Origin of the sequence: Ferruginibacter sp. HRS2-29, assembly GCF_024343615.1 — a bacterium.
Lineage (GTDB): Bacteria > Bacteroidota > Bacteroidia > Chitinophagales > Chitinophagaceae > Ferruginibacter.
The window spans coordinates 74538-100522 of sequence record NZ_RJUB01000124.1 but is presented as its reverse complement, the minus strand read 5'-3'; the positions used below and the strand labels follow the sequence as shown (position 1 = coordinate 100522).

Sequence of the window (25985 nt, the reverse complement as noted above, 5' to 3'; positions counted from 1 at the left end):
TTATTACGTACAAGCACATAGTAATTTAGAAGTGTTCTCAGAAAACAAGGAGTACAGTTACAGGTTTTTAGGTGTTGGTAAATGCTAAAAACTACGCACAACAAGGTATTGCCAAAAGCGGGGCTGAATGGCTTCGATTGAACATTTTTACAAGATTCAACTTTTGTTCATAGATTAATTTTGTGCTCCCCTTCGGAAATAACCAAACCGTTCTACGCCCTCCCCCTCACCTCCACAAACCACCCACCCTCCACCACACCCATCATCCTATTCCTCCATTTTTTCATCTCCGCAGACGTAAAACACCCCTCAATACTCCCATTCATAAGCGCAAATTCCATCAGTTCCTGCAATACTTCTTCCCAATTTTCCATTATGCCAAATTTTTCAAAAGTGCTGTAAGGGTTTACATATTCTTCCCAACTAAGGTGGCGGGTAAGTGAGGCCCATTCTTGCGTGGCCATACTATCAGGCATGTTTAAAGCCTGGTATTTTACAAGCTTGTTTTCGTGCAGTATAGCAGAGGATCTTCTGCCGGTGCTGTAGCAGATAAATTCGGCGGCGCTAAATAGCTTAAATAGTTGCTGGCTTAGAAAAATAATGTTGGCAGGGGTTGTCTCATTATAATAGTGTTCTTTACCGGCCCATTTGAATAATTTGCCTGTTTCTTCCAACGCTTCATGCAAATGAAAACAATCGTAAAAATCGTGGATAGCCTGGTAGGCTTCAGTAATGCTCGAGATATTTTTTGTCCCCTGATTCATTTTATATTATTTGATGGTGAGCGGTACATCAAATAATATTAAGAACGTTTCCCGCTTTACAACGGGAAACGTTATGCTTTCCTGTGCTTAGATGTACCAGATTTCAGAACGGAAAGTTGATAATGTAAAGATAAGCCAAAAAGATACCTAAAGGTATTTTTATTGGTAAATTTTATTTAGTCTATTTGTTTCACTATGACCCAGATAAGAAATGATGAATTCTTAGTTAAGATTGGAAAAACTCTAAAGGAACTGCGCAAAAAAAAAGGTATCCTACAAGCCGACCTCGTACATGATACCGGTATTAACATTACGAGAGTGGAAAATGGAAGCAGGAATTTGACCGTAAGTAGTTTATTAGTATTGACAGAATATCTCGATATTAAAATGGATGATTTCTTCAAACTCGTAGAAAAACAAAATTGACTAAGAGAGAGAGGTTATAACTCACTGTTTTTCAATATCTGCAGGGGTTGTCTAACCGGTGGCTCCACTAATCTGATGTTTTGGAAAAGTTTTGCTTTACTTTCAGAAAGAAAAAATAAAAAAAAATAAAACGAAAAAAAAAAAAAAATAAAAAAGTTGAAAACTGAAAAAGTCGAAAACTGAAAAAGTCGAAAACTGAAAAAAAACTTTTTAGATGCCACAAGAAAAAAAAAATTGACACATGCCACAACAAAAAAAAATTGACACGTGTCAAAAATGAAGCGCTGACACACCGGCAAAACCTCTTGTATTAATTATAATACCTGGTTCCTCAGCAGATCTTCAAACACATCCGCCTTGCGTATCAGCCTCGCTTCCCCATCCTGCACCAGTACCTCAGCTGGCTTAAGCCTTGAATTAAAATTAGAAGACATTTCAAAACCGTATGCCCCGGCATTGTAAAATACCAGGTAATCGCCTTCGCGTACTTCGGTGAGCGTGCGGTCCCAGGCAAAGGTATCCGTTTCGCAGATGTTGCCCACTACCGTGTAGATGCGTGGCGTGCCTTGGGGGTTGGAGATATTTTCGATGTGATGGTACGCTTCATACATCATCGGGCGGATGAGGTGATTGAAGCCGCTGTTGACCCCCACAAAAACCGTAGCCGGTGTTTGCTTGATCACATTTGTTTTTACCACGAGATACCCGCATTGGCTCACCAGGTATTTCCCGGGCTCAAACCATACCTGCAGTTTTTTGCCGGTTTCTTTTTCGTGCTGCGCAAATGCTTCGGCTACTTTTTGGCCGAGTTCGTTTACATCCGTTTCCGGATCGCCGGGCTGATAAGGCACTTTAAAGCCGCTGCCCAGATCGATGTATTGAAGGTTGGGAAAATGTTCGGCCATCGAAAACATCACATTCAATCCCATGAGGAAAACATTGATGTCTTTGATCTCGCTGCCGGTGTGCATGTGGATACCGGTTACATGGAGGCCGGTGGTTTTTACCACCCGCTCGATATGCCTTATCTGGTGAATGGAGATCCCGAATTTACTATCCACATGCCCCGTTGATATTTTAAAATTACCGCCTGCCATGATGTGGGGGTTCAGGCGTATGCACACGGGGTAGCTTCCGCCAAACCTGTTGCCGAACTGCTCGAGAATGGAAATATTGTCGATGTTGATGTTTACGCCCAGCTCTTTTGCTTCCAGTATCTCTTCAAAGTCTACACAATTGGGCGTGTACAGAATATTTTCTTTTGAAAAACCCGCCATCAGCCCGAGTTTTACTTCGTTGATGCTTACGCAGTCGAGCGAAGCGCCCAGAGAAAGCACATGCTTCAGGATGTTGAGGTTGGTCAATGATTTACACGCGTAAAATACCCTGGCATCGCATCCCTTGAAAGCATCGGTAAGCTTCTGGTATTGTTCACTGATCTTTTCGGCATGGTACACATACACGGGTGTACCAAATTGCGTGGCAATGTTGATGAGTTGCGGGGCTGTAAGTGTAGACATCTTTAATGGTTGTATGGTTAGATGGTTATTTGCTTTCTAATTAGTTGCGTCTCGCATAAAACGCCCGGAGGTTTTAAAAACCTCCGGGGTTCGTTTTCAAAACCCCCGGAGGTTTTTAAAACCTCCGGGCGTTTCTCCAGCTTCAGCTGGAGGCAATAAAAAAGGCATCCAAATAATTGATGCCTTAAATAATATTATAAATATACAAAGTCATCAGGCTTCTTCGTCAGTCTGTTTATCGTCTTTCTTTATTTCTTCCTCGATCTCGCTTTCTTCTTCGGCAATGATGTCTTCTATTCCTTCTTCTACAATAATTTCTTCTTCTTCTTCTGCTGCTGCAATAATTTCTTCGCCTGCTTCTTCAGTAATGGTTGGTTCTTCTGTTTCTACCGTTTCTTCTGTAGTGGCTTCTGCCCCATCCATCAATACAATTTCATCGTTGTTGGAAACAGTTTCATCACTCAACTCAGCATTTTCAGCTGCGGCGGCAAGGCCTTCCTGATAAGTTCCGCTTACATCCAGCATTTCGCTTACGGCAGTGGCTTTAATGAATTCCTCCATCAGCACTTCGCTGATCTTAGGCAATTCATCGGCGCTGTTGATGCCGAAATAATCCATGAAAGATTTGGAGGTGGAATATATCAATGGTTTACCCACAGCATCTTCATTTCGGCCGGAAATAACCACCAGGTCTTTTTCCAGTAATTTCTGAACGGCATAATCGCAGTTCACACCGCGGATAGATTCTATTTCGCTTTTGGTGATGGGTTGTTTGTAAGCAATGATGGCCAGTGTTTCCAGCGCAGCGGTAGAAAGACGCTTGATGAATTTATCACCATTGATCAACGCTACTGTTTTGTGAAAAGCCGGTTTGGTAAGGAACTGCCATCCGCCACCGCTTTGTTTGAGCTCGAAAGCATAAAACTCCGCGTCATATTTTTCCTTGATGCCGTCTATAGCAGCTTCTACCTGGTCGAGGCTCGCCCTGTCTTCAATAAAGCCGAGGGCAGTATTGATGAGGTCGGTCACTTCGAGCGATGTCAAAGGTTTGTCGCTGGCAAAAACCAGCGCCTCTATATGTGGTATGATCGAAGAAATCTCCATGCGTAGTGTAATATCCCCTGTTATTGTAACATGTTAAATTATAGAACCATTATCAATTGTCCATTATCAATTATCCATTAGCCTTGCAGCGCTGCCGCTCCACTCACGATCTCTGTAAGCTCGGTAGTGATAGCCGCCTGCCTTGCACGGTTGTAACTGATCTTTAATGATTTCAGCAACTCGTTGGCATTGTCGCTCGCTTTATCCATCGCAGTCATACGGGCGCCGTGTTCGCTGGCATTACCATCGAGTACGGCTTTGTACAATTGGGTGTTCAGGATTTTCGGCATCAGTTCGGCGATCAGTACTTCCTTACTCGGTTCGAAAATGAAATCCGATTTTTTCCTGCTGCCTGTTTCCGCTACTTTTTTTACCGGTAAAAACTGCTCGGCGATATACACCTGTGAAGCGGCATTCTTGAACTCGCTGTACACGATTTCCACCGCATCCACTTCTTTATTGGCAAATGCGTTCATCGCGTATTGCGCAGCCGTCTGCACTTTTTCGAAGCTCAACCCGGTGAATATATCCCAATAGGTATCTACTACTTTGAAACCGTTCTTGGAAAAATGCTCGTACCCTTTCTTACCAATAGGCAAAAAACGCACTTTTCCTGCCGCTAATTGTGAGGGGTATTTATCTTTTACGAGTGATTTGGCCAGCTTGATGAGGTTACTGTTGTAACCGCCGCACAATCCCCTGTCGCTGGTAACGAGCAGGATCAGTACGTTTTCCACCGGCCTTTCAGTGGCCAGGTCAATAGCTACATCGCCTTCGCTGGTGCTCACGATATTGCTCAGCATTTCCTGTAGTTTCTGCGCATAAGGCCTCATTTGTGTAATGGCATCCTGCGCCCTGCGCAATTTTGCCGCACTCACCATTTTCATGGCTTTCGTGATCTGTTGGGTACTTTGTACGCTTTTTATCCGGTTTCTAACCTCTTTTAATGCACCACTCATTTGATGTATATTTATTTGGTGTGCAAAAGTAAGATTTTTAATGGAAAATTGAATAATGGATAATGGATAATTGGCCCTTCGCATCGAAAAACTAAAAGTAAAATGGGCTTTCGCCCGGTTTGATATTAAATTCTAATTGAATATTACCCCGGTTTTATAGTAAACTTAAAGGATTTGACCATTGACAATTCACTATTCACTTAATTATCCATTAAACCATTATCCATTATCCATTAATAATTACCTTTGCTGCCCTGTCAATTTGGCGATATTTTCAGGATAGCACCATATTTGACTAAAAAAACGAACCAAACACGATTATTTCAACACTATATAACTAATTAATGAGCATTATTTCCAAACTCTTCGGGGGTAACAAAAGTGAAAAGGATGTAAAGAAGATCCAGCCGCTTGTTGAGAAAACAAACCAGTTTTTTGCTTCGTACCAATCGTTGAGCAATGACCAGCTACGTGGCAAAACAATTGAATTCAAGGAAAGGATCAAAAATCACCTTTCTTCGGTAGATGCCGAGATCGACACTAAAAAACTGGCTGCCGAATCGCTTCCTGTAGCCGATATCAACGGAAGGGACGATATCTACAAGGAAGTGGACGAACTGAAAAAACAGCGGGATGCAAAGATCGAAGAAGTGCTGAACGAATTGCTTCCCGAAGCTTTTGCCGTGGTGAAAGAAACCAGCCGCCGGTTTAAAGAGAACGAAACCCTGGAATCTACCGCTACCGAACTGGATAAGGAACTGGCCGCTAAAAAAGACAATGTGATCATCCAGGGCGATAAAGCAATCTATAAAAATACCTGGCTGGCCGCAGGCGGGCAGGTTACCTGGAACATGGTGCATTACGATGTACAGCTCATTGGCGGTGCGGTATTACATTCCGGCAGGATCGCCGAAATGGCTACCGGTGAAGGTAAAACCCTCGTGAGTACGCTTCCTTCTTACCTTAATGCATTGGCCGGTGAAGGGGTGCACATCGTAACCGTGAACGATTACCTTGCCCGCAGGGATAGCGAGTGGAACGGCCCGATCTTCGAATGGCTCGGACTGAGAGTGGATTGTATTGATAAACACGAACCAAATGGCGATGCCCGTCGCAACGCATACAATGCCGATATCACTTATGGTACCAACAACGAATTTGGCTTCGATTACCTGAGGGATAACATGGTGCATTCTCCGGATGAAATGGTACAACGCAAACACCACTTCGCTATGGTGGATGAGGTGGATAGCGTATTGATCGATGATGCCCGTACCCCGTTGATCATCAGCGGGCCGATTGGCCACAGCGATAACACCCAGCAATTCTTCGACCTCAAACCAAGGATCGAAAAACTGGTGGAAGCGCAACGCAAAGCCGTGAACCAATACCTGATTGAAGCAAAAAAGAAAATAGCCGAAGGCAACGACGATCCTAAAGATGGCGGCCTGGCGCTCATGCGTGCACACCGTGGGTTGCCGAAGAACAGCGCTTTGATCAAATTTTTGAGCGAGCCGGGTATCAGGGTGAAACTGCAGAAAAGCGAAAACTACTACATTGCCGATCAGCAGAAAGAAATGCCGAAAGTTGACTCCGAACTGTATTTCAGCATCGATGAAAAAAACAACCAGGTTGAACTGACAGATAATGGTATTTCATTGATCACCCGCAATGGTGAAGATCCTGAATTCTTCATCCTGCCGGATATCGCTACCAAACTGGCAGATATCGACAAGACAGATCTGGCCGCTGAAGAAAAACTGCAGCGCAAGGAAAACCTGATGAACGAATATTCGGCAAAAGCAGAACGCATTCACATTGCGCAGCAATTGCTGAAAGCCTATACTTTATTCGATAAAGATGTAGAATACGTGGTGATGGACGAAGCGGTGAAGATCGTGGATGAACAAACCGGGCGTATCCTTGATGGAAGAAGGTATTCCGACGGGTTGCACCAGGCGATAGAAGCGAAAGAAAACGTGAAGATCGAAGCATCTACCCAGACTTACGCCACCGTTACTTTACAGAATTATTTCAGGATGTACCACAAACTTGCCGGTATGACCGGTACTGCCGAAACTGAAGCGGCGGAATTGTGGAGCATTTACAAACTGGATGTGGTTTCCATCCCTACCAATGTAAAAGCTATCCGTAAAGATGAGCAGGATCTGGTGTTCAAGACCAAGCGTGAAAAATATAAAGCGGTTATTGACGAAGTAGAAAAAATGCGCCTGGCAGGCAGGCCCACACTGGTGGGTACCACTTCGGTAGAAGTGAGTGAATTGCTGAGCAGGATGCTGAAACAAAAAAATATCCCGCACAACGTACTCAATGCGAAACAGCACAGTAAGGAAGCGCAGGTAGTAGCCGAAGCAGGTTTTGCGGGAGCGGTTACCATTGCTACCAACATGGCTGGTCGTGGTACGGATATCAAGCTGGGGCCTGGTGTAAAAGAAGCGGGCGGTTTGGCCATCATAGGTACAGAGCGTCATGAAAGCCGTCGTGTAGACAGGCAGTTGCGTGGCCGTGCCGGTCGCCAGGGTGATCCGGGTACTTCCAGTTTCTTCGTGGCATTGGAAGACGATCTGATGCGTATGTTCGGTAGCGAACGTATTGCCAGCCTGATGGACCGTATGGGTTACAAGGAAGGCGAAGTGATCCAGCATAGCATGATCACCAAGAGCATTGAAAGGGCGCAGAAAAAAGTGGAAGAAAATAACTTCGGCATCCGTAAGCGTTTGCTGGAATATGATGATGTGATGAACAAACAACGTAATGTGGTATACGGCAAACGTAACCACGCATTGTTTGGGGAAAGGCTGGCGCTGGATCTTGACAACGCTTTCTACTCAGTAGCGGAAGGGCTGATCAATTCTTTCAAGGAAGGAAGCGATCACGAAGGCTTCAAACTGGCTGCCATCATGAATTTTGGTATCGATACAGCCATCACTGCCGACGACCTCAACAGAGGAAATGTAAATACACTCACCGAGCAATTGTATACCGAAGCCATCACGCATTACAGCAGGAAAAAAGTGGCGATTGCGGAGCAAACCAAACCTATCATCACCAACATCCGCAAGGAGCAGGGTAACCATATACAAAATGTACAGGTTCCTTTCACCGATGGCAAAAAGGGTGTGATGGCGCTGGCCAACCTGGATAAATATCTTGAAACGGATGGCGCCGAGCTGGGCAATGCATTGGAACGTGGCATTACCCTTACATTGATAGATGATGCCTGGAAAGAACATCTCCGTTCGATGGATGACCTGCGCCATAGTGTACAGACAGCGGGTTACGAACAGAAGGATCCGCTGGTGATCTACAAGATCGAAGCATTCCAGGCGTTCAAGCAGATGGATGACCAGGTGAACAAGGATATCGTGAGTTTCCTGAGCCATGCTGCCATACCGATGGAGCCATCCAGCAACCAGCGTATCAAAGAAGGTAGGGAAGAGAAAACCGATATGAGCAAGATGAATGTGAACAAGGCTGAGATTGATGCAGCAGGGGATGATTATGCCGCCAATGAAAGGGATTATTTTGACCCTTCCACACCGGTAAAACAAGAACCGGTTCGTGTGGAACCAAAAATCGGCCGCAACGACCCTTGCCCTTGCGGAAGCGGAAAAAAATATAAGAACTGTCACGGACAGGGAGCATAAAGGTTTAAAAGGTTTAAAAGTTCAAGAGGTTCAAAAGGTTAATGCATTTCGTAAAAAATGCTGACTTCTTGAACCTTTTGAACTTTTTTTTGCCGTTGTTGGTGTTTTTTTCGCCGTTGTTGAGTGTTATCACCAACAACCTCCCAACTTTTTCTAATAATGATTCATACAGCGAAATGAGTAGCATGTTGAAGTTATCCATCTCCGTATGCTAAATTTCCCAGAAGAGTGATCATATTGAGTATGTTGTTGGTGATAACACCAACAACGGCACAGGCTCGCTAAGAATAAATACAAAAGGCGCTACGGTTAATCATCCGTGCGCCTTTTGTATTTATTCTTTAGAACCTTGCGGGAAACCGCTAAAACTTAAACATCAATCCCCCATGCAAAATATATTTCCCGTACCCCGCCTCGGCAAAAAATCCGGCATTTTTTGATAGTTTGAATTCTGCGCCCACACCCACCTGGTAGGCCAGGTCGGGTAGATCCACTTCCGGCATATTGAGTTTTCTCCCTCCTGCATCCGTATACGTTTGATCCCAGGTATTTACCCCGATGGAGCCGCGGAAATACGGGCTCACTTTTCCTGTTGTGGGAATATAGCTTTTCAGGTTCAGCATAAATGCCCAGCTTTCGAGCTTTGCGTTAAAATCCGGGATGAACGTATTATTGCTACCATAATAATATGGCGCACTCACTTTTCCATACATCACGGTAGCGCCTATACTCATATTGCGGCTGAAATGGTAATCGATAGAGCCGGTAACAGGCCCCGTCTGGTTCACGCTTCCGCTGTAAGCATTGTAATATTCCGGTAGATAATCTTTGTCGAGGTTGGGGAAACCGTAGCCGAAGGAAAGGTTTACGGTAGGTTCAAATTTGGGGAGTTGTGGTTGTTGGCGCATGTTCTGTGGCCTTGGCTTTACCATCCGCCGTGGCCGCTGGCGGTAATATCCCCCGCGTCCGGGTACTATGATGGTTTGGGCTTCTGCATAGGCAGTCGTTAGTAACATGGTTACCAATGCTGCGAAAAGATATTTGCTTCGCATAAAATAAAATTTTTGCTACGACTGGTTTGGCGTAGAAAAGATTAAAGCAGAGGATAAAATAATTGTAAAAAGGACGTTTCACGCAAAGGCGCAAAGGTTTTAAAAGTTCAAAAGGTTTAAAGGTTCAAAAGGTTCAAAAGTTCAGGAGGTTCAAAAGGTTAATGCATTTATTGCCGTTGTTGGTGTTTTCACCAACAACATCACAGAAATTTCACCTGGCCTGTCCATATTAAAACCCCGAACTCTGACTTTTTCCCCATGTTTAAAAATGGAACGCTGCATACTTTATCAGGAGAAAATTCCGGGGAAAGTTGTTTATGATAACAGCAACAACGGCGATAAACAACGGCGATAAAGGTTTAAAAGTTCAAAAGGTTCAAAAGGTTAAATGCATGTCGTAAAAATGCTGACTTTTTGAACCTTTTGAACTTTTAAACCTTTTGAACTTTCTTACAGTTAAACTAAATAAAAATGAGTGTCTTTTATAGGCGCTCATTTTTATTATCTCTACATTTACTTCGTCAAAAAAATATTTTTATGGGCTATGTTTATGCGGATATAGAATTGATAAATGCACTTGATATACTTGATGCCAAGCGGCATCTTATTGGTGAAGATGAAATAAAGAGGATACATGTAAATATATTGGTAGATACTGGTGCGTACATGATGGTTATTAACGAGAATATTCAGGCAGTGCTTGATCTGCCTTTCATAGAAAAAAGAAAAATACGGATGGCGGATGAGACTGTGGGTGAATTTGATATTGTCGGGCCATTGATGGTAAAGTTCGCTAATCGAACGGCTACGTGTAGTGCCGTGGTTCTTCCCGGTAACAGCGAACCCTTATTAGGCGCCATACCTTTGGAAGAAATGGATGTATTGATACATCCGCAGCGCCAGGAACTGATCGTTCATCCGGATCACCCGGATATGGCGGTATACAGGGGATAAATTGGGGTCAGGAATTTTCTCGCCGTTCTCGGACAGCACTCAACAACTGCGATAAAAGTTGTGGGTGATAACACCCAACAAAGGCGAAAGGCTACAAAGTTGTTGGTGATTACATCAACAAAGGCTAGAAACACCAACAACGGCGAGAAAACAGCTAAACGGCGAGAACACGGGCTGAGCTTACAAAACAGGCAACACAATAACAAAGCTACTACCCTTCCCCGGCTCGCTTTCAATCTTAAGCGTAGCATTTATTTTTTGTAACAGTTCTCTCACCAGGAATAACCCAAGGCCGCTTCCTTTTTCACCTTTGGTGCCTTTGGTGGTATCATTCTGGTTAGACAAGATACTATTGATCTGCTCGGCTGTAAGCCCTACCCCTTCATCTTGTACAGTTATAAAATTATTTTTTTCATCGCGGGTAGCCAGTACATTGATTGTCTTTTTCTCATCGCTATACTTGATGGCATTGGTGAGCAGGTTGCGCAAAGCGATGGAAAGAATATCGTAATCGCCGGGCACCATATTTACCTGTATATCTTTTTGTATGGATAATTGCTTTTGAAAAGATTGCGCCGCCACATTACTTAACATATCTTCCACCAGATCAGGGATACTGACAGGAACCACGCTGGCTTTTGTGTTCTTGATCTGCACATTTGCCCAGGCCAACAGGTTATCCAGCATATCGCCGGTTTGCGAAACCGCGTTCATCGTCTGCAATTTGAATTGCTGCTTTTTTTCCGGGGCGATCGCATCATTATCGGCCAACGCCAGGTACGAACGAAGCGTCACCAACGGATTACGCAGATCGTGGCTGATGATGCTGAACAGGCGGTCCTTCACCTGGTTCAATGTCTGCAACTCATTCTTCTGCTCATTGATCTGGATATTTTGCTGCTGCAGCAACGCATTTTTATTTTTTATCCGGCTATAGAAATAAGCGAGTGCGCCCAATATTCCGAAGATGGCGAGTGCAATAATGAAGAATATATTCCGCTGATTTTTTTGACGCGATACTTCCGCATCTTTTTTCACCAGCTCGAGGTTCTTTTTATCTACCTTATAAGTAGCTTCCAGTTCGGTAAGCGCATTTTTATTATCCACTGTAAAAATGCTGTCCTTCAGGTGGTAATATTTTTTCAGGTAGATGGATTGTTTTTCAAAATCCCGGATGTTCCCAAACATATCCGACATGTTCCTGTAGTTTTCCATCACCACGGCAGTTACACCAGCCGCTTTACCGATCTCGATACTTTTATTGAAGGCTTCGAGCGCCTGTGGTATCCGTCCCGCCTGGGCATTGGCCGAAGCAATATTGTTGTAGATGGCCGACAGGTAATCTTTCGGCGCATTCGTTTTGAGATAATAGGTCAGTACCGTATCGAAACCACGCAACGCTTCATCCGTACGGTTCATGTGTTTGTAAGTAAGCGAGAGGTTCGACAAAGAATTCATCGCGTAATCTTCCGCCTTGATCAGCCGTGCGATGAGGTATGCACGCTTGAGCCAGATCTCCGCCGAATCAAATTTTCCGGCCCGGTCGTAATTCACCCCGCGGGAATCGTACAGGCTGTTCAGCTGGCCGCTGTCTTTCATTCGGAGGATCAGGTATTCCGCCTTATCATAATACTCATCTACATGTTTGAAATCATTATTTTGGAAATAAACATTTCCGATAGACATATACGCATTCGAAAGCCGGTAATCGTCTTTCAATTGCTCGTAATACACAGATGATTGCTGGTAATTGTAAAGCGACTTGTTGAAATCCGACATCAGGAGGTAAGTATACCCGAGGTCGTAGAAACTATTCCCGATCTTAAGCGGCCAGTTCAAGTGTTTGGCGAGCGCATTTTCTTTTTCAAAAAATTCGATGGCTTTGCCGGCATTATTATCCTGGTAGTAACTACCGAGTTGCTGGTAAATGATCAGCAGTGCGCTATCAGATGTTTCGGTATCTGCCGCACGGAGAAGACTGTCAACAGGCGCACGGCGCTGTGCCGGTAAGGTAAAGGGTAATAAAAGGAAAATCAGTAAACAGTATTTCATCCGTCGCTGTAATTTTATATGAATCGTTTTACCGCGGCATCACCCACTACGGATTGGATAACGGTTTCATTGTAGGTTTTGCCCACCTGCAATTGCAGTTTATCGAGCATCACCGTGCCGGTTTCCACTGAAGTGATCTTATGTTTATTGACCATGTGCGTTCTGGATATCCTTACAAAATGTTCGGAGGGAAGCTGTTGTTCAAGGTTTTTCAGGCTTACCAGGGCAATTTTCTTATCCCCGTTACCCAGAAAAATATTTACAAAATCACCCAACGATTGTATGTAAAGCACATCAGAATAATTGATCCTTACGAATGCATTTTTTTCCTTGATGAAAAATGAATCGCTGCTGCCGGCCTTAAAACCTTCGTTAGGGGCAATGTTATTTTTGAGCTCCATCAGGTTACGGGCTTTTTCTACCGCACGTATCAGCCGCTCGGGGGCGGCAGGTTTTACCAGGTAATCGATCGCATCCACATCAAAAGCATCGGCGGCATAATGCGCATGCGAACTGATGAATATGATCAGGGGAAGCTTGGTAAGGCTTTTTGCCAGTTGTATGCCTGTAAGGCCGGGCATTTCCACATCCAGTATAAGGAGGTCGGGCTGATGCTGTTGTAAAGCAGCGCTGGCTTCTATAGCATTCTCACAGGCGGCCAGGCATTGCAGGTTGGGCACCAGTTCAAGGTGCATCTGTGTAAGTTCCCGGTATACCGGGTCGTCATCCGCGATTATGTAGGTCAAGAGGCTCTTCATTCAAGTCATAAAACTAAGGCATTTATGCCAAAAACTATCCAAATACACCGTTCGTCTACTTTAACTTACTGTTTGGCGATTAGTACTTGTTATATCAGGATTAAAAGCTAGGTTTACATCGGTTTTTCATAGGATATTGGATTTTAAAGCGGGACTAGATTTCTATCTTGGTCCCAATTTTTTTTACACCGGTTCCACGAATTAAGCTATTACACGAATATGCTTTACAAGTGGTTGTTTATTACCCGCTATTGGTCGTTCCTTATTTACCAGCTTTTATATTGCGATTTTGATTCATAAGCTTTTAACTGAGGAATTATTACCCTTAACTTTTGGCATACTTTTTTCAATTATTTATCTGGAATTTATTTAATCATCTAAAAATAACGATCATGTCAGAAGAAATCAAGAATACAGGAATTCCGGAAGAAGAAAAGAGTTTCATGGATAAAACCAAAGAAAAATTCAACAATTTGAAGGATAAAGCGGAAGATGTTTGGGATAAGGTAGAAGACAAGGCAGAAGATGCCTGGGATAAAACAAAAGACACAGCAGGCGATCTCTGGGACAAAACCAAAGAAAAAGCCGGTGACGCGAAAGACAAAGCCGAAGAACTCTGGGATAAAGCTACCGGCAAAGACGATGCCGACAGGGCAATAGACAATGCTGCCGATAAGGCAAAAGAAGTGAAAGACGATGTGAAAGACGCTGCCGCAAACGTTGCCGCTAAAGTGGAAGATAAAGCAGCAGAAATAAAGAAAGACCTGAAGTAATCAACCATTTTTAAGAACCGGCCCCGCATAACAGCGGGGCCTTTTTTATTGGAAGTACGCGGTAATGGATAATGCCTTAATGGATAATGTATTATACGGGTGAGTTCTTCCGTTACAGCTATGACCTACTGATGAGAAAACATTATCCATTATTCAGTTATCCATTATCCATTATCCACTATCTTTGCGGCAATTTCGGGAAAGTCCCGTTTTCTTAATTCTAAACACATACTATTTATGGCAGTTTTGGTGAATAAAGATTCAAAAGTGATCGTACAGGGTTTTACCGGTACGGAAGGTACTTTTCATGCTACGCAGATGATCGAATACGGAACAAACGTGGTAGGTGGTGTTACTCCCAACAAAGGCGGCACTACACACCTGGAAAAACCCGTATTTAATACAGTTGCCGACGCGGTAAAGCAAACAGGCGCTAACGTTAGTATCATATTTGTACCACCGGCTTTTGCAGCCGATGCTATCATGGAAGCTGCTGATGCAGGTATCGCCCTGGTGGTGTGCATTACCGAAGGTATCCCGGTATCGGATATGGTGAAAGCGAAAGATTACCTGAAAGACACCAACACAAGGCTGATCGGGCCGAACTGCCCGGGTGTTATCACTGCTGAAGAATGTAAAGTAGGTATCATGCCTGGCTTTATCTTCAAAAAAGGAAGGATCGGTATCGTGAGCAAAAGCGGTACCCTTACATATGAAGCTGCTGACCAGGTAGCGAAAGCCGGATTGGGCATTTCTACTGCTATCGGTATCGGTGGTGATCCTATCATTGGCACCACTACCAAAGAAGCGGTTGAATTGCTGATGAACGATGACGAAACTGACGCGATCGTAATGATCGGCGAAATTGGTGGCGGAATGGAAGCTGAAGCTGCCCGCTACGTACAAAGTACCGGCAACAAAAAACCGGTTGTAGGGTTCATCGCAGGCCAGACAGCGCCTCCGGGACGCCGTATGGGCCACGCCGGCGCTATCGTAGGCGGAGCGGATGATACTGCTGCTGCAAAAATGAAGATCATGGCCGAATGTGGTATCCACGTGGTGGCAAGCCCTGCCGATATTGGTAAAACAATGGCTGAAGCAATCGCTGATTTAAAATGATTTAAACAGATTACGCAGATTACGTCTATAAATTTAAAGCCCGCAATACTTATTGCGGGCTTTGTTTTACTATCTACCTTTAAATTCCAATTATGAGAGAAATTTCAACCATGAAAAGCATTTCTATCTTTAAGTTGAAATCTGCGAAATCTGAGTAATCCTTTTAATCTGTGATTAAGGGGCGAAACCCACGTTTCAACCCCTTTAAAGTATAGCCACCAAAACTTATTTTTATCTCGCGTTGCGGATGAACCTCGACAATTCGTCTTTACTTGAACTGTAGTTGAGGCCATTCATCACAACATAGAAGTTTTCTTTATCAAGCGTACGGTCGTACATGTATTTTGCAATTTCCAGCTTGCTGCTTTCGTAGCTGAAAGATTCAAGCATTTCTCTTACCTGGTCGGCAACGAAATAATTCTGGCTGATCGCTTCTTTTGCTACTGCAAGTTTGCTGTTTTCAAAACGGGTGTTGTTGACAGTGTACCTCAGCTGATCAAAACCCCTGTCGTTCATAGCTTTCGGGTGGTTGTAGTTCCAGCCACCGTTCTGTCCATTGGAAGGATAATCGAAGCTTGTCATCGGCCTTTCTGTAACTACTGCTTTGCCATTCCTGCTGATGGAAACGATGGTGTGAGATTGTGGTTTTACATATACATTACCATCGTAGATCAGCTCATTCTTCTTGTTGAACCAGCTATTGCTTGCCTGTTGGTATACTTTGATATTGTGCGAACCGACCGCCAGGTTTTTTACTACGATATCATCATTTTGCCTGTCGGAATAATTTCTGCCATCCACCAAAATGGTTACCGCTTTTTTACTGTTTGTGCTTATTGTGAGCTTTGTTTTATTCGGAAAAGCAAATAATGAAACGGATAAAAAAGTTGCTGCTAAGAGTGTAAAGATTTTTTTCATTTTGCTAAGTTTTAATTTAAAAAAAAGTTGCTTGTTTAATCCATAGAGCAGGCCAGTTGAAAAAAGTAAAATCCGGTTTAGCTAAAAAAAAGTTAATGAAAAAAATATCCGCATCCTTGTGTAAATCAACCCCGTGCACCATCTATGGTACAACGCTTGCAGTAAAGCAGCGTTTATATCAATAAACCGTAACTTGTATTCATATTTAAATCGCATCAGATGAGTTTCAAAAAAATCGCCTCAACCCTATTATTATTTCTGATAAACATCCTATACGTGCAGGCACAAAACAATAACGATTATTCCACGGAGTGGAAGAAAGTGGCAGAGCTGGAGAAAAAAGGATTGACCAAATCCGCGTTGGAACAGGTGGTCATCATCTTCGATAAAGCAGTTTCTGCCAACAACGAAGCACAGCAGATAAAATCTGCCATGTACCAGATGAAATACCGCAACATGGTGGAGGAAGACAACCGGGAAAATAATATCTTCTATGTAGATACACTGATCGCGAAAACGAAAGCCCCCGCAAAAAATATCCTGCAAAGCATGCAGGCACAACTTTTCTGGAATTACAAACAAAGGAACCGGTACAGGTTTTATCAACGTACCGCCATCGCCGAAACTTCCGAACAAAAAGAACTGGCGACAGATATCGCTACCTGGAGCCTGAAAAAACTGAATGAAAGGATCACGGCTTTATATGAAGCATCCTTAAAAAATGATGCATTGCTTAAAGCCAATAAACTCAACGGTCTTGATGCCATCATCACCCCCGGGAAAAATAGCCGCGAATTACGCCCTACCCTGTATGATTTTCTGGCACACCGTGCGCTGGATTATTTCATGAGCACAGAAAATGATGTTACCAACCCTTCCTATAAATTCATTCTGAACGATGAAAAAATGTTTGCCCCGGCAAAAATATTTGTAGCATCAAATTTCAACAGTAAGGATACAGCTTCATTGTATCAGCATGCCATAACACTCCTGCAGGATATTCTGAAATTCCATCTTGATGACGCAAAACCTGATGCGTTGATAGATGCCGATCTGAAAAGACTGGCATTTGTAAATGATCATGGTATTTTCACCAATAAGGATAAATTGTACGAAGAAAGCCTTCGCCAGATAGAAACCCAATACAGCAGCAGCCCCTGGGCTGCAGAAGCGATGTATCTGCGGGCCGGTATTTATCTTGCAAACGGCAATGAATACAACCGGCTTACCCAGCCAGGCAAACAGTTTGACATTAAAAAAGCGAAAGAACTCTGCGATGAGATTATCAGCAAATATCCTGGTTCTACGGGTGCATTGAATGCACAAAACATGCTGATACAGATCAGGCAGCCCGCGCTGGATATTTCTACCGAAAAAGTGAATGTAATCAACGAGCCTTTCAGGAACCTGTTGAGTTATCGCAATATCGACAAGATCTATATCAGGGTGATCAAAACCAGTCGTGAAGAGCTGAAATCATTGGAGAAAAAAGAATACGATCAGTTGTGGGCGGCCATGCCGAAGTTAAAACCGGTAAAAAGCTGGGAACTGAGCCTCCCTGATCAAAAGGATTACCAGTTGCATGCTACGGAAATAAAAGCAGATGGTTTACCGCAGGGCATATATATAATTCTGGCAAGCATCACCCCGGATTTTTCCACCAGCAATAATTTACTCGCCCGGCAGATCACTTATGTAAGTAATATCAGCCCTGTGAGCAATAACCAGGATGAACTATATGTGCTCGACAGGAATACCGGTACGCCCCTTGCCAATGCCGAAGTACAACTCTGGAAACGAAATTACAATTACACTTCCCGGACCAACGAGGAAATAAAAATGAATAAATATGTAACTGATAAGAACGGTTATATCAAAACAGACAAAACAAAACCAGCTGACAGTTATAATTATTTCATGCAGGTGAAATACAAAAATGATGAGTTATTTACAGATGACAGCTACTACTCGTATAATTACAGCAGCTACGAAACAAAAGAAACAAAAAAGACATTTTTGTTTACCGACAGGAGCATTTACCGCCCGGGCCAAACTGTTTTTTTCAAAGGCATCGCACTGAGAACAAGCGCTGATGGCCGTAAAAACGATATCCTCACCAAACTTAACACTACCGTTATTTTCCGTGATGTAAACGGACAGAAAGCCGGATCGGTAAAAGTCACCACCAATGAATATGGATCTTACAACGGAAGCTTCAAACTTCCGGAAGGGCTGCTCAACGGGCAATTCAGCTTATACGACAGCGCTACCAATTCGCAGCAGTACTTCAGCGTGGAAGAATACAAACGCCCGAAATTCTTTACAGAAATAAAAAAACCTGAAGGTTCTTACAGGGTCAACGACAGCATAACGGTAACGGGTAACGCAAAAGCCTATGCAGGCAACAACATCGATGGCGCATCGGTAAAATATCGCGTAGTACGCCGGATCCAATACCCGATCTGGTATGGCTGGTACAGGCCTTATTTTCCGCAGGGAACCCGTGAACAAATGGAGATCACGAACGGCGAAACTGTAACGGCGGCTGATGGCTCCTTCAAAGTGACATTCAAAGCCATACCCGATGAAACAGCGGACAAAAAAAATCAGCCCGTATTTTATTATGATGTAAGTGCGGACATCACAGATATCAATGGCGAAACAAGAAGCGCCACAACATCGGTCGCGGTTTCTTACCAGGCATTGCAGTTGAACATCAACACACCCGATAATATTCTAGCAGACAGCCTGAAAGACCTGAGAATTGCCAGCACAAACATCAATGGCCTGTTTGAAAAAGCTACTGTTCGTGTAGTCATACAAAAGCTGCAGGCACCCGGAAGGATATTCCGCAGCCGCTATTGGGAAAAACCAGATCAGTTTGTGATGAGTAAAGAAGAATATGTTAAAAACTTCCCGTATGATGTTTACAACGATGAAGACCAGGTAAGCAAATGGCCGGTGGGTGCCACGGTGTTTGAAAAAACAGATACCACTACCGCCAGTTCTGCATTTGCCATGCAACGCGGAGCAATCGCTGCCGGCTGGTATAAGATAACGGTGACCACCACCGACAAATTCGGCGAAGCCGTGAAAGCTGAAAAATTCATTCAGCTGAAAGCGAAAGATGGAAAAATAACCGATCCTGTTTTTGTATCCGTTCAGGAAACATCTGCAGAGCCGGGGAAGGAATTTAATTATTCCATCAAAACCGGTTTTGACAATATCTGGATGGTGCAGAATATCCTGCGACCGGCCCAACCGGCTGAACTGAATTATATTTTCCTTTCGCCTGCGGCAAATTATGCTAAAAAGATAGCGGTGGCCGAAAATGATCGTGGAGGGCTTTATATGAATTACCTGTTTGTAAAAAACAACCGTGTTTACCAGGGCTCCCAATATCTCTCCGTGCCATGGAACAATAAAGAACTTACGATCACTTATGAAACTTTCCGTGATAAGCTATTGCCGGGAAGCGAGGAGAAATGGAAAATCAAAATTGCCGGGAATAAATCCGACAAAGTTGCCGCTGAAGCATTGATCAGCATGTATGATGCATCGCTGGACCAGTTTAAACCCCACAGCTGGCAATCGCTGTCTTCGATCTGGCCGGGGATTGGCAAAAGCATTTACTGGACGGCCAATAGTTTTGTACAGATAAACTCCCAGGAGAGAAATACGCTTTCGTATAATTACAAACAAGTTCCAGAAAGATATTACGATCAGTTATTAAACGATGGCTGGAGTGAAATATATTATGGTGGTGATATCAGGATAATGAGTAGAGGAATGGCTTCTGGTGCTGCCAAAGCTACTATGCCTTCTGCTGCGCCGATGGTAGCAAGAGATGAAATGATGCTGGAGGAAAAAGAGGTTTCTAAAAAATCGGTCGGTCGTACCGATGATAAAACAGTTAGTCAATGGGCAGATACATTTGCAAATGAAGCTACTCCGGCTCAAACTGCATCAAATAATAATAATGTATCCATTCGCAAAAACTTCAACGAAACCGCTTTCTTCTTTCCCGACCTTAAAACAGATGCCAATGGAAACGTGGAATTTTCTTTCACCATTCCGGAAGCATTGACGACATGGAAACTGATGAGCCTGGCGCACACCAAAGAACTGGCGGGAGGTTTTGCAGAAAAAACTGTGATCACCCAAAAGCCGTTGATGGTGCAGCCGAATGCCCCCAGGTTTTTACGTGAAGGCGATGAAATAGAATTTTCCGCAAAAGTGGTCAACCTGAGCGATAAAGAAATTACCGGTACCGCACAGCTCGAACTTTTTGACGCGGCCACCAACAAGCCGGTAGATGGCTGGTTCAAGAATGTGTTCCCGAACCAATATTTTACTGTTGCAGCCGGGCAAAGTGTTTCGGTAAAATTCCCGGTGGGGATTCCGATCAGTTTCAACAGCGCTTTGCAATACCGCATCAAAGCGATGTCCAAAGATGGCAGTTTCAGCGATGGCGAAGAAGCCGCATTGCCGGTACTGACCAACCGCATGCTGGTGACGGAAACTTTGCCATTGAACATGCGCAATACCAACAGCAAAAATTTCAAATTTGAAAAATTACTGAACAGCGCCAACAGCGGTTCACTCACCAATCATGCACTAACGGTAGAGTATACCAGCAACCCAGCCTGGTACGCAGTGCAGGCATTGCCTTACCTGATGGAATATCCGTATGAATGTGCAGAACAAAATTTCAACCGTTATTATTCCAATGTGCTGGCTGCTTATATCAGCAATAGTACACCGAAGATCAGGGCAATTTTTGAACAATGGAAAACAATTGATACCGCTGCACTGATGAGTAATCTTCAGAAAAACGAAGAATTGAAATCTGCTTTATTGCAGGAAACGCCATGGGTATTACAGGCGAAAAATGAAAGTGATCAGAAGAAAAATATCGGGATACTTTTCGACATGGTCCGCCTGGCAAAAGAAAAAACTTCTACACTCAATAAGCTCAGAGAAATGCAGAGCAGCAATGGAGGCTTCACCTGGTTCAAGGGTGGGCCGGATGACCGTTACATCACACAATACATCACAACGGGCATTGGCCATCTGCGCAAACTGAATGCATTGAGCAATGACGATTACAACAGCCTCAAAGCGATTGTCGACAAGGCATTGCCTTACCTCGATGCAAGGTTGAAAGAAGATTACGACAATCTTTTGAAATACAGAACGGACCTCAGTAAAAACAATTTGTCCTCTACCGCTATCCAATATTTGTATATGCGCAGCTTCTTCCCGGAAAGTAAGGTAAGCGCCAATGCAAGTACCGCTTACAAATATTATTACGGGCAGGCGCAGAAATACTGGCTGAGCAACAGCAAATACATGCAGGCGATGATCGCGCTGGCATTGCACCGTACCAACGATACAAAAACTCCTCAGGCCATCATCAGATCGTTGAAAGAGAATGCGATCTATAAAGATGAAATGGGTATGTATTTCAAAGAGTTCACCACCGGCGGTTATTACTGGTACCAGGCGCCTGTTGAAAGCCAGGCGATGATGATAGAAGCATTTAGCGATATCGAAAAAAATACCGCAACGGTGGATGATCTCAAAACATGGTTGCTGAAGCAAAAGCAAACGCAAAACTGGAAAACAACGAAAGCGACTGCTGAAGCGTGTTATGCCCTATTGCTCAATGGCAGCAACTGGCTTGCGGAAGAAAAAGAAGTCACCATCAATCTTGGTAATACAGTGATCAAAAGCACCAATGATAAAACAGAAGCCGGAACAGGTTATTTCAAAAAAACAATTGAAGGCAGTAAAGTGCAGCAGGGAATGGGCAATATAACTGTTTCAGTAAAACCAGTTAAGAATCCAACCGGCAGCAGCACATCATGGGGTGCCGTTTACTGGCAGTACTTTGAAGACCTCGATAAGATCACTTCTGCTGAAACGCCCTTGAAGCTGAATAAAAAATTATTCATCGAACGAAATTCCGATAAAGGCCCTGTGCTGGTAGCATTGAAAGATGGCGATGAACTGAAGATCGGCGACAAAATAAAAGTAAGGATAGAATTGCGTGCCGACAGGGATATGGAATACATCCACATGAAAGATATGCGTGCGGCTTGTATGGAACCCGTGAACGTGATCAGCAGCTACAAATACCAGGGCGGACTAGGGTATTACGAAAGTACCAAAGACGCCAGCACGAATTTCTTTTTCAGCTGGCTGGCCCGTGGCACTTACGTGTTCGAATACCCGATGTTTGTAACGCATGCAGGTAATTTCAGCAATGGCGTTACTACTATCCAAAGCATGTATGCACCGGAATTCAGCAGCCACAGCGAAGGCGTGAGGGTGGTAGTCAATGGTCAATAGTCAATGGTGAAACCTTCGAAGGTTTTATGTTTTTAGCAGGTTCATAAGATCAGCAATTTGAAAGCGGCTCCTGGAGCCGCTTTTTTTATTGATTCAGCAGTTGTTTGAGTTGTTGGCCGTTCCGGATGATACGGGTATTTTCCTCAAGATTATCCTGAAGTTCTTTCAGATTTTTTTGCTGAAGGTGGATTCGGGTTTCCACCGTTTGTTTCTTTTTGCCATGGGCAAAAAATTCTTCTTTGGAATGAAAGCTGGAAAAAACCGATTGCTGAATTTCTCTTTTTATCCCTTCCAGCTTCTTTTTGAGCGAAGCATTGTATTTTTTCAAAAGCTGTAATGTGTAAGGATTTTCCGGACCTTCTTCTTTGTTTATTTCCGCGGCTTTTTGACGGATGATCAGCATCGAATAAATATCTTCTTTGTTTTTGGCTTCAATGAGCGCTGTCATCAATTGTTCTTTTTGCTGCCGCAATGTTTCATCGCGTTCCAGATCGGGATGTACCTGTTTTGCCAGTTCTTTGTAGAGTTCCGTTACCGATTTTTTATCCAGGTCAGGGATATTTTTATATTCAGTTTCCTCTTCGTTGATGATATCTCCCTGTGGTAGTTCATCTTCTGATTCAGGCTGCGCAGCTACAGGATGCTTCTCCTGCTTCGAAACCAACGATGCCTGCCATTGCAAATAATTACCCAGCATTGTTTTCGCCTCATCGGAATAAATAGCGGCATCCTGCAAAATGGGTATGGCAAATTCGATAAAATCACGTTCAACGTTTTTCGGAAATTTTTCAGCATAAAATATCTTTTCCAGTTTAGCGATAAATTTCACCTGGGCTTTAGACACATCTATCAGCATCGGATGAACTTTTTCGAGGAAAAGTTTGTGGTACAACTCGTCCTCCGCTTTATGCTGTTCGCTGGATTTTTGCAATTCCTCTATTTCTTTCACCAGCCGGTTGAAACGCCTCGTCTCTTTTTCGAGCGGGCCATCTTTTTTAGATAGCTTCTTTTTCTCCGACGGAATATGAAGTAATGACATTTTGATAACATTTTTTTACAAAAAACAATAATAAACAAGATAATCCAACCTCCATTCACAGAATAAAACAACAAGCTTTGACTATTCACAATTCACTATTGACTTACTTGCCGTTCATCACACATACTTTACCATTCGTATGAACGCAAGTCCCGCTCAACTCCGATTTTATTGCACAATATCCGCCCCCGCTATACCTTAGCACTTCAAATTTAAACGGAGCCTGGCTCCCATGACAAATGTACCATCTTATTGCTTCTGCGCTTTTTAACTATCGCCAGAGAGTAAAACCACCCTCCTATTTTCTCTTCCGCTTACAGCTGTAACAACGCAGAATTACCTTTTGGTAAATTGTTTCTCCATGCGGTCAACCGATTGATTATATTCAACGATAAATCATTTCCTTTGAGGAAGGCCGGAGGCCGATGATGGATAATGGATAATGGATAATGGATATCGTAGCGAAGATATTAGCGAATAACAATCAAAAGGAACAACCAGCATCCGGCAACAAACACAATTTCAACAAACCCTAATAAATCAACACTACAATGGACACACAACAATTATTGGCTCAGTACTGGTGGGTGATCGTCATCCTGTTATCACTCATTTTTTACAAATTCATATTGAGGGTATTTTTCGGGATGGTGATCGTACCGGAAAACAGGATCGGGCTCGTTACTAAAAAATTCGTGCTTTTTGGCGCCAACCGCGAATTACCGGATGGCAGGATCATCGCCACCAAAGGCGAAGCTGGTTTCCAGGCGCAGGCATTGGCACCCGGACTTTACTGGGGCATGTGGCCGTGGCAATACGGCGTAGATATGCAACCGTTTGCCGTTATTCCTGAAGGTAAGATAGGGTTGATACTTTCGAATGATGGTGCAGAGATCCCTACAGGTGCGATCCTCGGCCGAAAAGTGGACAGCGATAATTTCCAGGATGCTAAGAAATTTCTGGAAAACGGTGGGCAAAAAGGCCGCCAGACTGCTTACATCACTGCAGGTACTTATCGTATCAACACGTATGCCTTCACTATCACGATCGCCGATATGGTGATCATACATGAGAACATGGTGGGGATCGTTACTTCGCTGGATGGGCACCCCATCGAATCAGGACAGATCGCCGGTAAATATATCGACGGCCATAACAACTTCCAGGATTTCGATACTTTCCTGAAGAATGATGGTAACCGTGGTTTGCAGCCTTCCATCATACTGGCTGGTAGTTACAACATCAACCCATGGGCGATACAGATTGAAGAAGTGCCGATGACGGATGTTCCGATCGGGTATGTTGGCGTGGTGATCTCCTACATCGGGCAGGATGGAAAAGACCTCACCGGCGAAAGCTTCAAACATGGTAATATCGTGAGCAAAGGAAGTCGCGGTGTATGGATGGAACCTTACGGGCCGGGCAAATATCCTTTCAATAAATACATCATGAAAGTGGAACTTGTACCCACCACCAACCTTGTGTTGAACTGGGCCAACACCCGCAGCGAATCGCATCAGCTGGATAAAAATCTTTCTACAATCACGGTTCGTTCGCAGGATGGTTTCCCGTTCAATCTCGATGTATCGCAGATCATACATATCCCGGCCAATGAGGCGCCGAAAGTGATCGCACGTTTTGGTAGCATGAACAACCTGGTGAGCCAGGTATTGGAACCCACTATCGGCAACTATTTCCGTAACTCGGCGCAGGACAGCGATGTGATCGCATTCTTAAGCACGCGTAAAGAAAGACAGCAGGCGGCAAAGGAAAATATGAAAACAGTGCTGGATGAATACAACGTGAATGCCGTGGATACCCTGATAGGAGATATCGTTCCACCGGAATCGTTGATGAAAACGCTTACAGACCGTAAGATCGCCCAGGAAGAAGAAAAAACCTACAGCACCCAGCGTATGGCTCAGGAAAAACGTCAGGGAATGGAAAAAGAAACCGCCATCGCGGATATGCAGAAAGAGATCGTGAAGGCACAGCAAAGTGTGGAGATCGCACAACGCACCGCAGATGCAGCCGTGAAAAAAGCGGAAGGTGACGCGAATAGCCTGAAATTGCAGGTAGACGCAGAAGCCACTGCCACCAAAATGCGTGCGAACGCTGAAGCGGAAGCGACCAAAGCAAGGGCAGGTGCGCAGGCCGAAGCCACCAAACTGAATGCCAGCGCCGATGCCGAAAAGATTAGCAAGACCGGTCTGGCAGAAGCGGAAAAGATCATGGCGATCGGTAAAAGCACCGCGGAAGCCTACGAACTGCAGGTGAAAGCGATGGGTGGTGATAATTTTACGAGATATAAGATCACCGAAGAAATAGGTAAAGGCCAGATAAAAGTGATCCCTGATATCCTCATCGGCGGTGGTACAGGTACCGATGGCGGCATCAATGGCTTGCTGGGTATGAAGTTGATGGAAATGATGGATCAGAAGAAAACGGAAAACAATTAATAATTAAGAATGAATAATTAAGAATTAGATCGAATGAGATTCTAATTTAAAGAAGCATACCGCTCC

16 protein-coding genes are annotated in these 25985 nt (G+C 43.9%); 7 read left to right on the top strand and 9 right to left on the bottom strand.

Annotated elements, in window-relative coordinates; all coding sequences use genetic code 11:
- Positions 1–212 precede the first annotated feature (212 nt).
- Positions 213–764 carry a hypothetical protein gene (locus EGI32_RS12680; RefSeq protein ID WP_255155732.1) on the bottom strand — a complete coding sequence of 184 codons (552 nt, stop codon included), beginning with the start codon at positions 762–764 and terminating at the stop codon, positions 213–215.
- 195 nt (positions 765–959) lie between these two features.
- Here EGI32_RS12680 and EGI32_RS21370 point away from each other — a divergent pair, with 195 nt between their 5' ends.
- On the top strand, positions 960–1190 hold the full coding sequence (locus EGI32_RS21370; RefSeq protein WP_369681660.1) for a helix-turn-helix domain-containing protein: 231 nt from the start codon (positions 960–962) through the stop codon (positions 1188–1190).
- A gap of 314 nt (positions 1191–1504) precedes the next feature.
- Here EGI32_RS21370 and lysA read toward each other — a convergent pair whose 3' ends face one another.
- The 3 genes from lysA to atpG form a co-directional block, all read right to left on the bottom strand.
- A complete protein-coding gene (gene lysA, locus EGI32_RS12675) occupies positions 1505–2710 on the bottom strand; it encodes a diaminopimelate decarboxylase (protein ID WP_255155731.1) in 1206 nt (401 codons plus the stop codon).
- Between the two features lie 213 nt (positions 2711–2923).
- Positions 2924–3814 (bottom strand): SMC-Scp complex subunit ScpB, encoded by an 891-nt coding sequence (scpB, locus tag EGI32_RS12670; protein WP_255155730.1) that lies wholly within the window; start codon positions 3812–3814, stop codon positions 2924–2926.
- A 77-nt stretch (positions 3815–3891) separates the two neighbouring features.
- Entirely contained in the window at positions 3892–4773 is an 882-nt protein-coding gene (gene atpG / locus EGI32_RS12665; protein WP_255155729.1) for an ATP synthase F1 subunit gamma, read from the bottom strand.
- A 344-nt stretch (positions 4774–5117) separates the two neighbouring features.
- Between atpG and secA the strand changes: the two genes are divergently transcribed.
- Positions 5118–8441, top strand: a complete 3324-nt coding sequence (gene secA / locus EGI32_RS12660) for a preprotein translocase subunit SecA (protein WP_255155728.1) — start codon at positions 5118–5120, stop codon at positions 8439–8441.
- A gap of 362 nt (positions 8442–8803) precedes the next feature.
- Here the strand turns inward: secA and EGI32_RS12655 are convergent, their stop codons facing one another.
- Positions 8804–9493, bottom strand: a complete 690-nt coding sequence (locus tag EGI32_RS12655) for an outer membrane beta-barrel protein (protein WP_255155727.1) — start codon at positions 9491–9493, stop codon at positions 8804–8806.
- A gap of 537 nt (positions 9494–10030) precedes the next feature.
- Here EGI32_RS12655 and EGI32_RS12650 point away from each other — a divergent pair.
- Positions 10031–10447 (top strand): hypothetical protein, encoded by a 417-nt coding sequence (locus EGI32_RS12650; protein ID WP_255155726.1) that lies wholly within the window; start codon positions 10031–10033, stop codon positions 10445–10447.
- 180 nt (positions 10448–10627) lie between these two features.
- On the opposite strand, the gene EGI32_RS12645 is transcribed toward EGI32_RS12650, so the two are convergent.
- Both EGI32_RS12645 and EGI32_RS12640 read right to left on the bottom strand, forming a co-directional pair.
- The gene (locus EGI32_RS12645; RefSeq protein WP_255155725.1) at positions 10628–12499 is read right to left on the bottom strand and encodes a tetratricopeptide repeat-containing sensor histidine kinase; all 1872 of its coding nucleotides are present in this window, start codon (positions 12497–12499) and stop codon (positions 10628–10630) included.
- 14 nt (positions 12500–12513) lie between these two features.
- Positions 12514–13245, bottom strand: a complete 732-nt coding sequence (locus EGI32_RS12640; protein ID WP_255155724.1) for a LytTR family DNA-binding domain-containing protein — start codon at positions 13243–13245, stop codon at positions 12514–12516.
- A gap of 404 nt (positions 13246–13649) precedes the next feature.
- Between EGI32_RS12640 and EGI32_RS12635 the strand changes: the two genes are divergently transcribed.
- Together EGI32_RS12635 and sucD are read left to right on the top strand one after the other, a co-directional pair.
- Positions 13650–14030, top strand: coding sequence for a hypothetical protein (locus EGI32_RS12635; RefSeq protein ID WP_255155723.1), 381 nt, complete (start codon positions 13650–13652; stop codon positions 14028–14030).
- Between the two features lie 237 nt (positions 14031–14267).
- Positions 14268–15149 carry a succinate--CoA ligase subunit alpha gene (sucD, locus tag EGI32_RS12630; protein ID WP_255155722.1) on the top strand — a complete coding sequence of 294 codons (882 nt, stop codon included), beginning with the start codon at positions 14268–14270 and terminating at the stop codon, positions 15147–15149.
- Between the two features lie 231 nt (positions 15150–15380).
- Here the strand turns inward: sucD and EGI32_RS12625 are convergent, their stop codons facing one another.
- Positions 15381–16067: a DUF4476 domain-containing protein gene (locus tag EGI32_RS12625; protein WP_255155721.1), complete on the bottom strand. Its 687-nt coding sequence runs from the start codon at positions 16065–16067 to the stop codon at positions 15381–15383.
- A gap of 219 nt (positions 16068–16286) precedes the next feature.
- Here EGI32_RS12625 and EGI32_RS12620 point away from each other — a divergent pair, with 219 nt between their 5' ends.
- Entirely contained in the window at positions 16287–22421 is a 6135-nt protein-coding gene (locus EGI32_RS12620) for an alpha-2-macroglobulin family protein (RefSeq protein ID WP_255155720.1), read from the top strand.
- An 85-nt stretch (positions 22422–22506) separates the two neighbouring features.
- Here EGI32_RS12620 and EGI32_RS12615 read toward each other — a convergent pair whose 3' ends face one another.
- Positions 22507–23460, bottom strand: coding sequence for a hypothetical protein (locus tag EGI32_RS12615; RefSeq protein ID WP_255155719.1), 954 nt, complete (start codon positions 23458–23460; stop codon positions 22507–22509).
- Positions 23461–24011: 551 nt separating this feature from the next.
- Between EGI32_RS12615 and EGI32_RS12610 the strand changes: the two genes are divergently transcribed.
- A complete protein-coding gene (locus tag EGI32_RS12610; protein WP_255155718.1) occupies positions 24012–25919 on the top strand; it encodes an SPFH domain-containing protein in 1908 nt (635 codons plus the stop codon).
- Positions 25920–25985 lie beyond the last annotated feature (66 nt).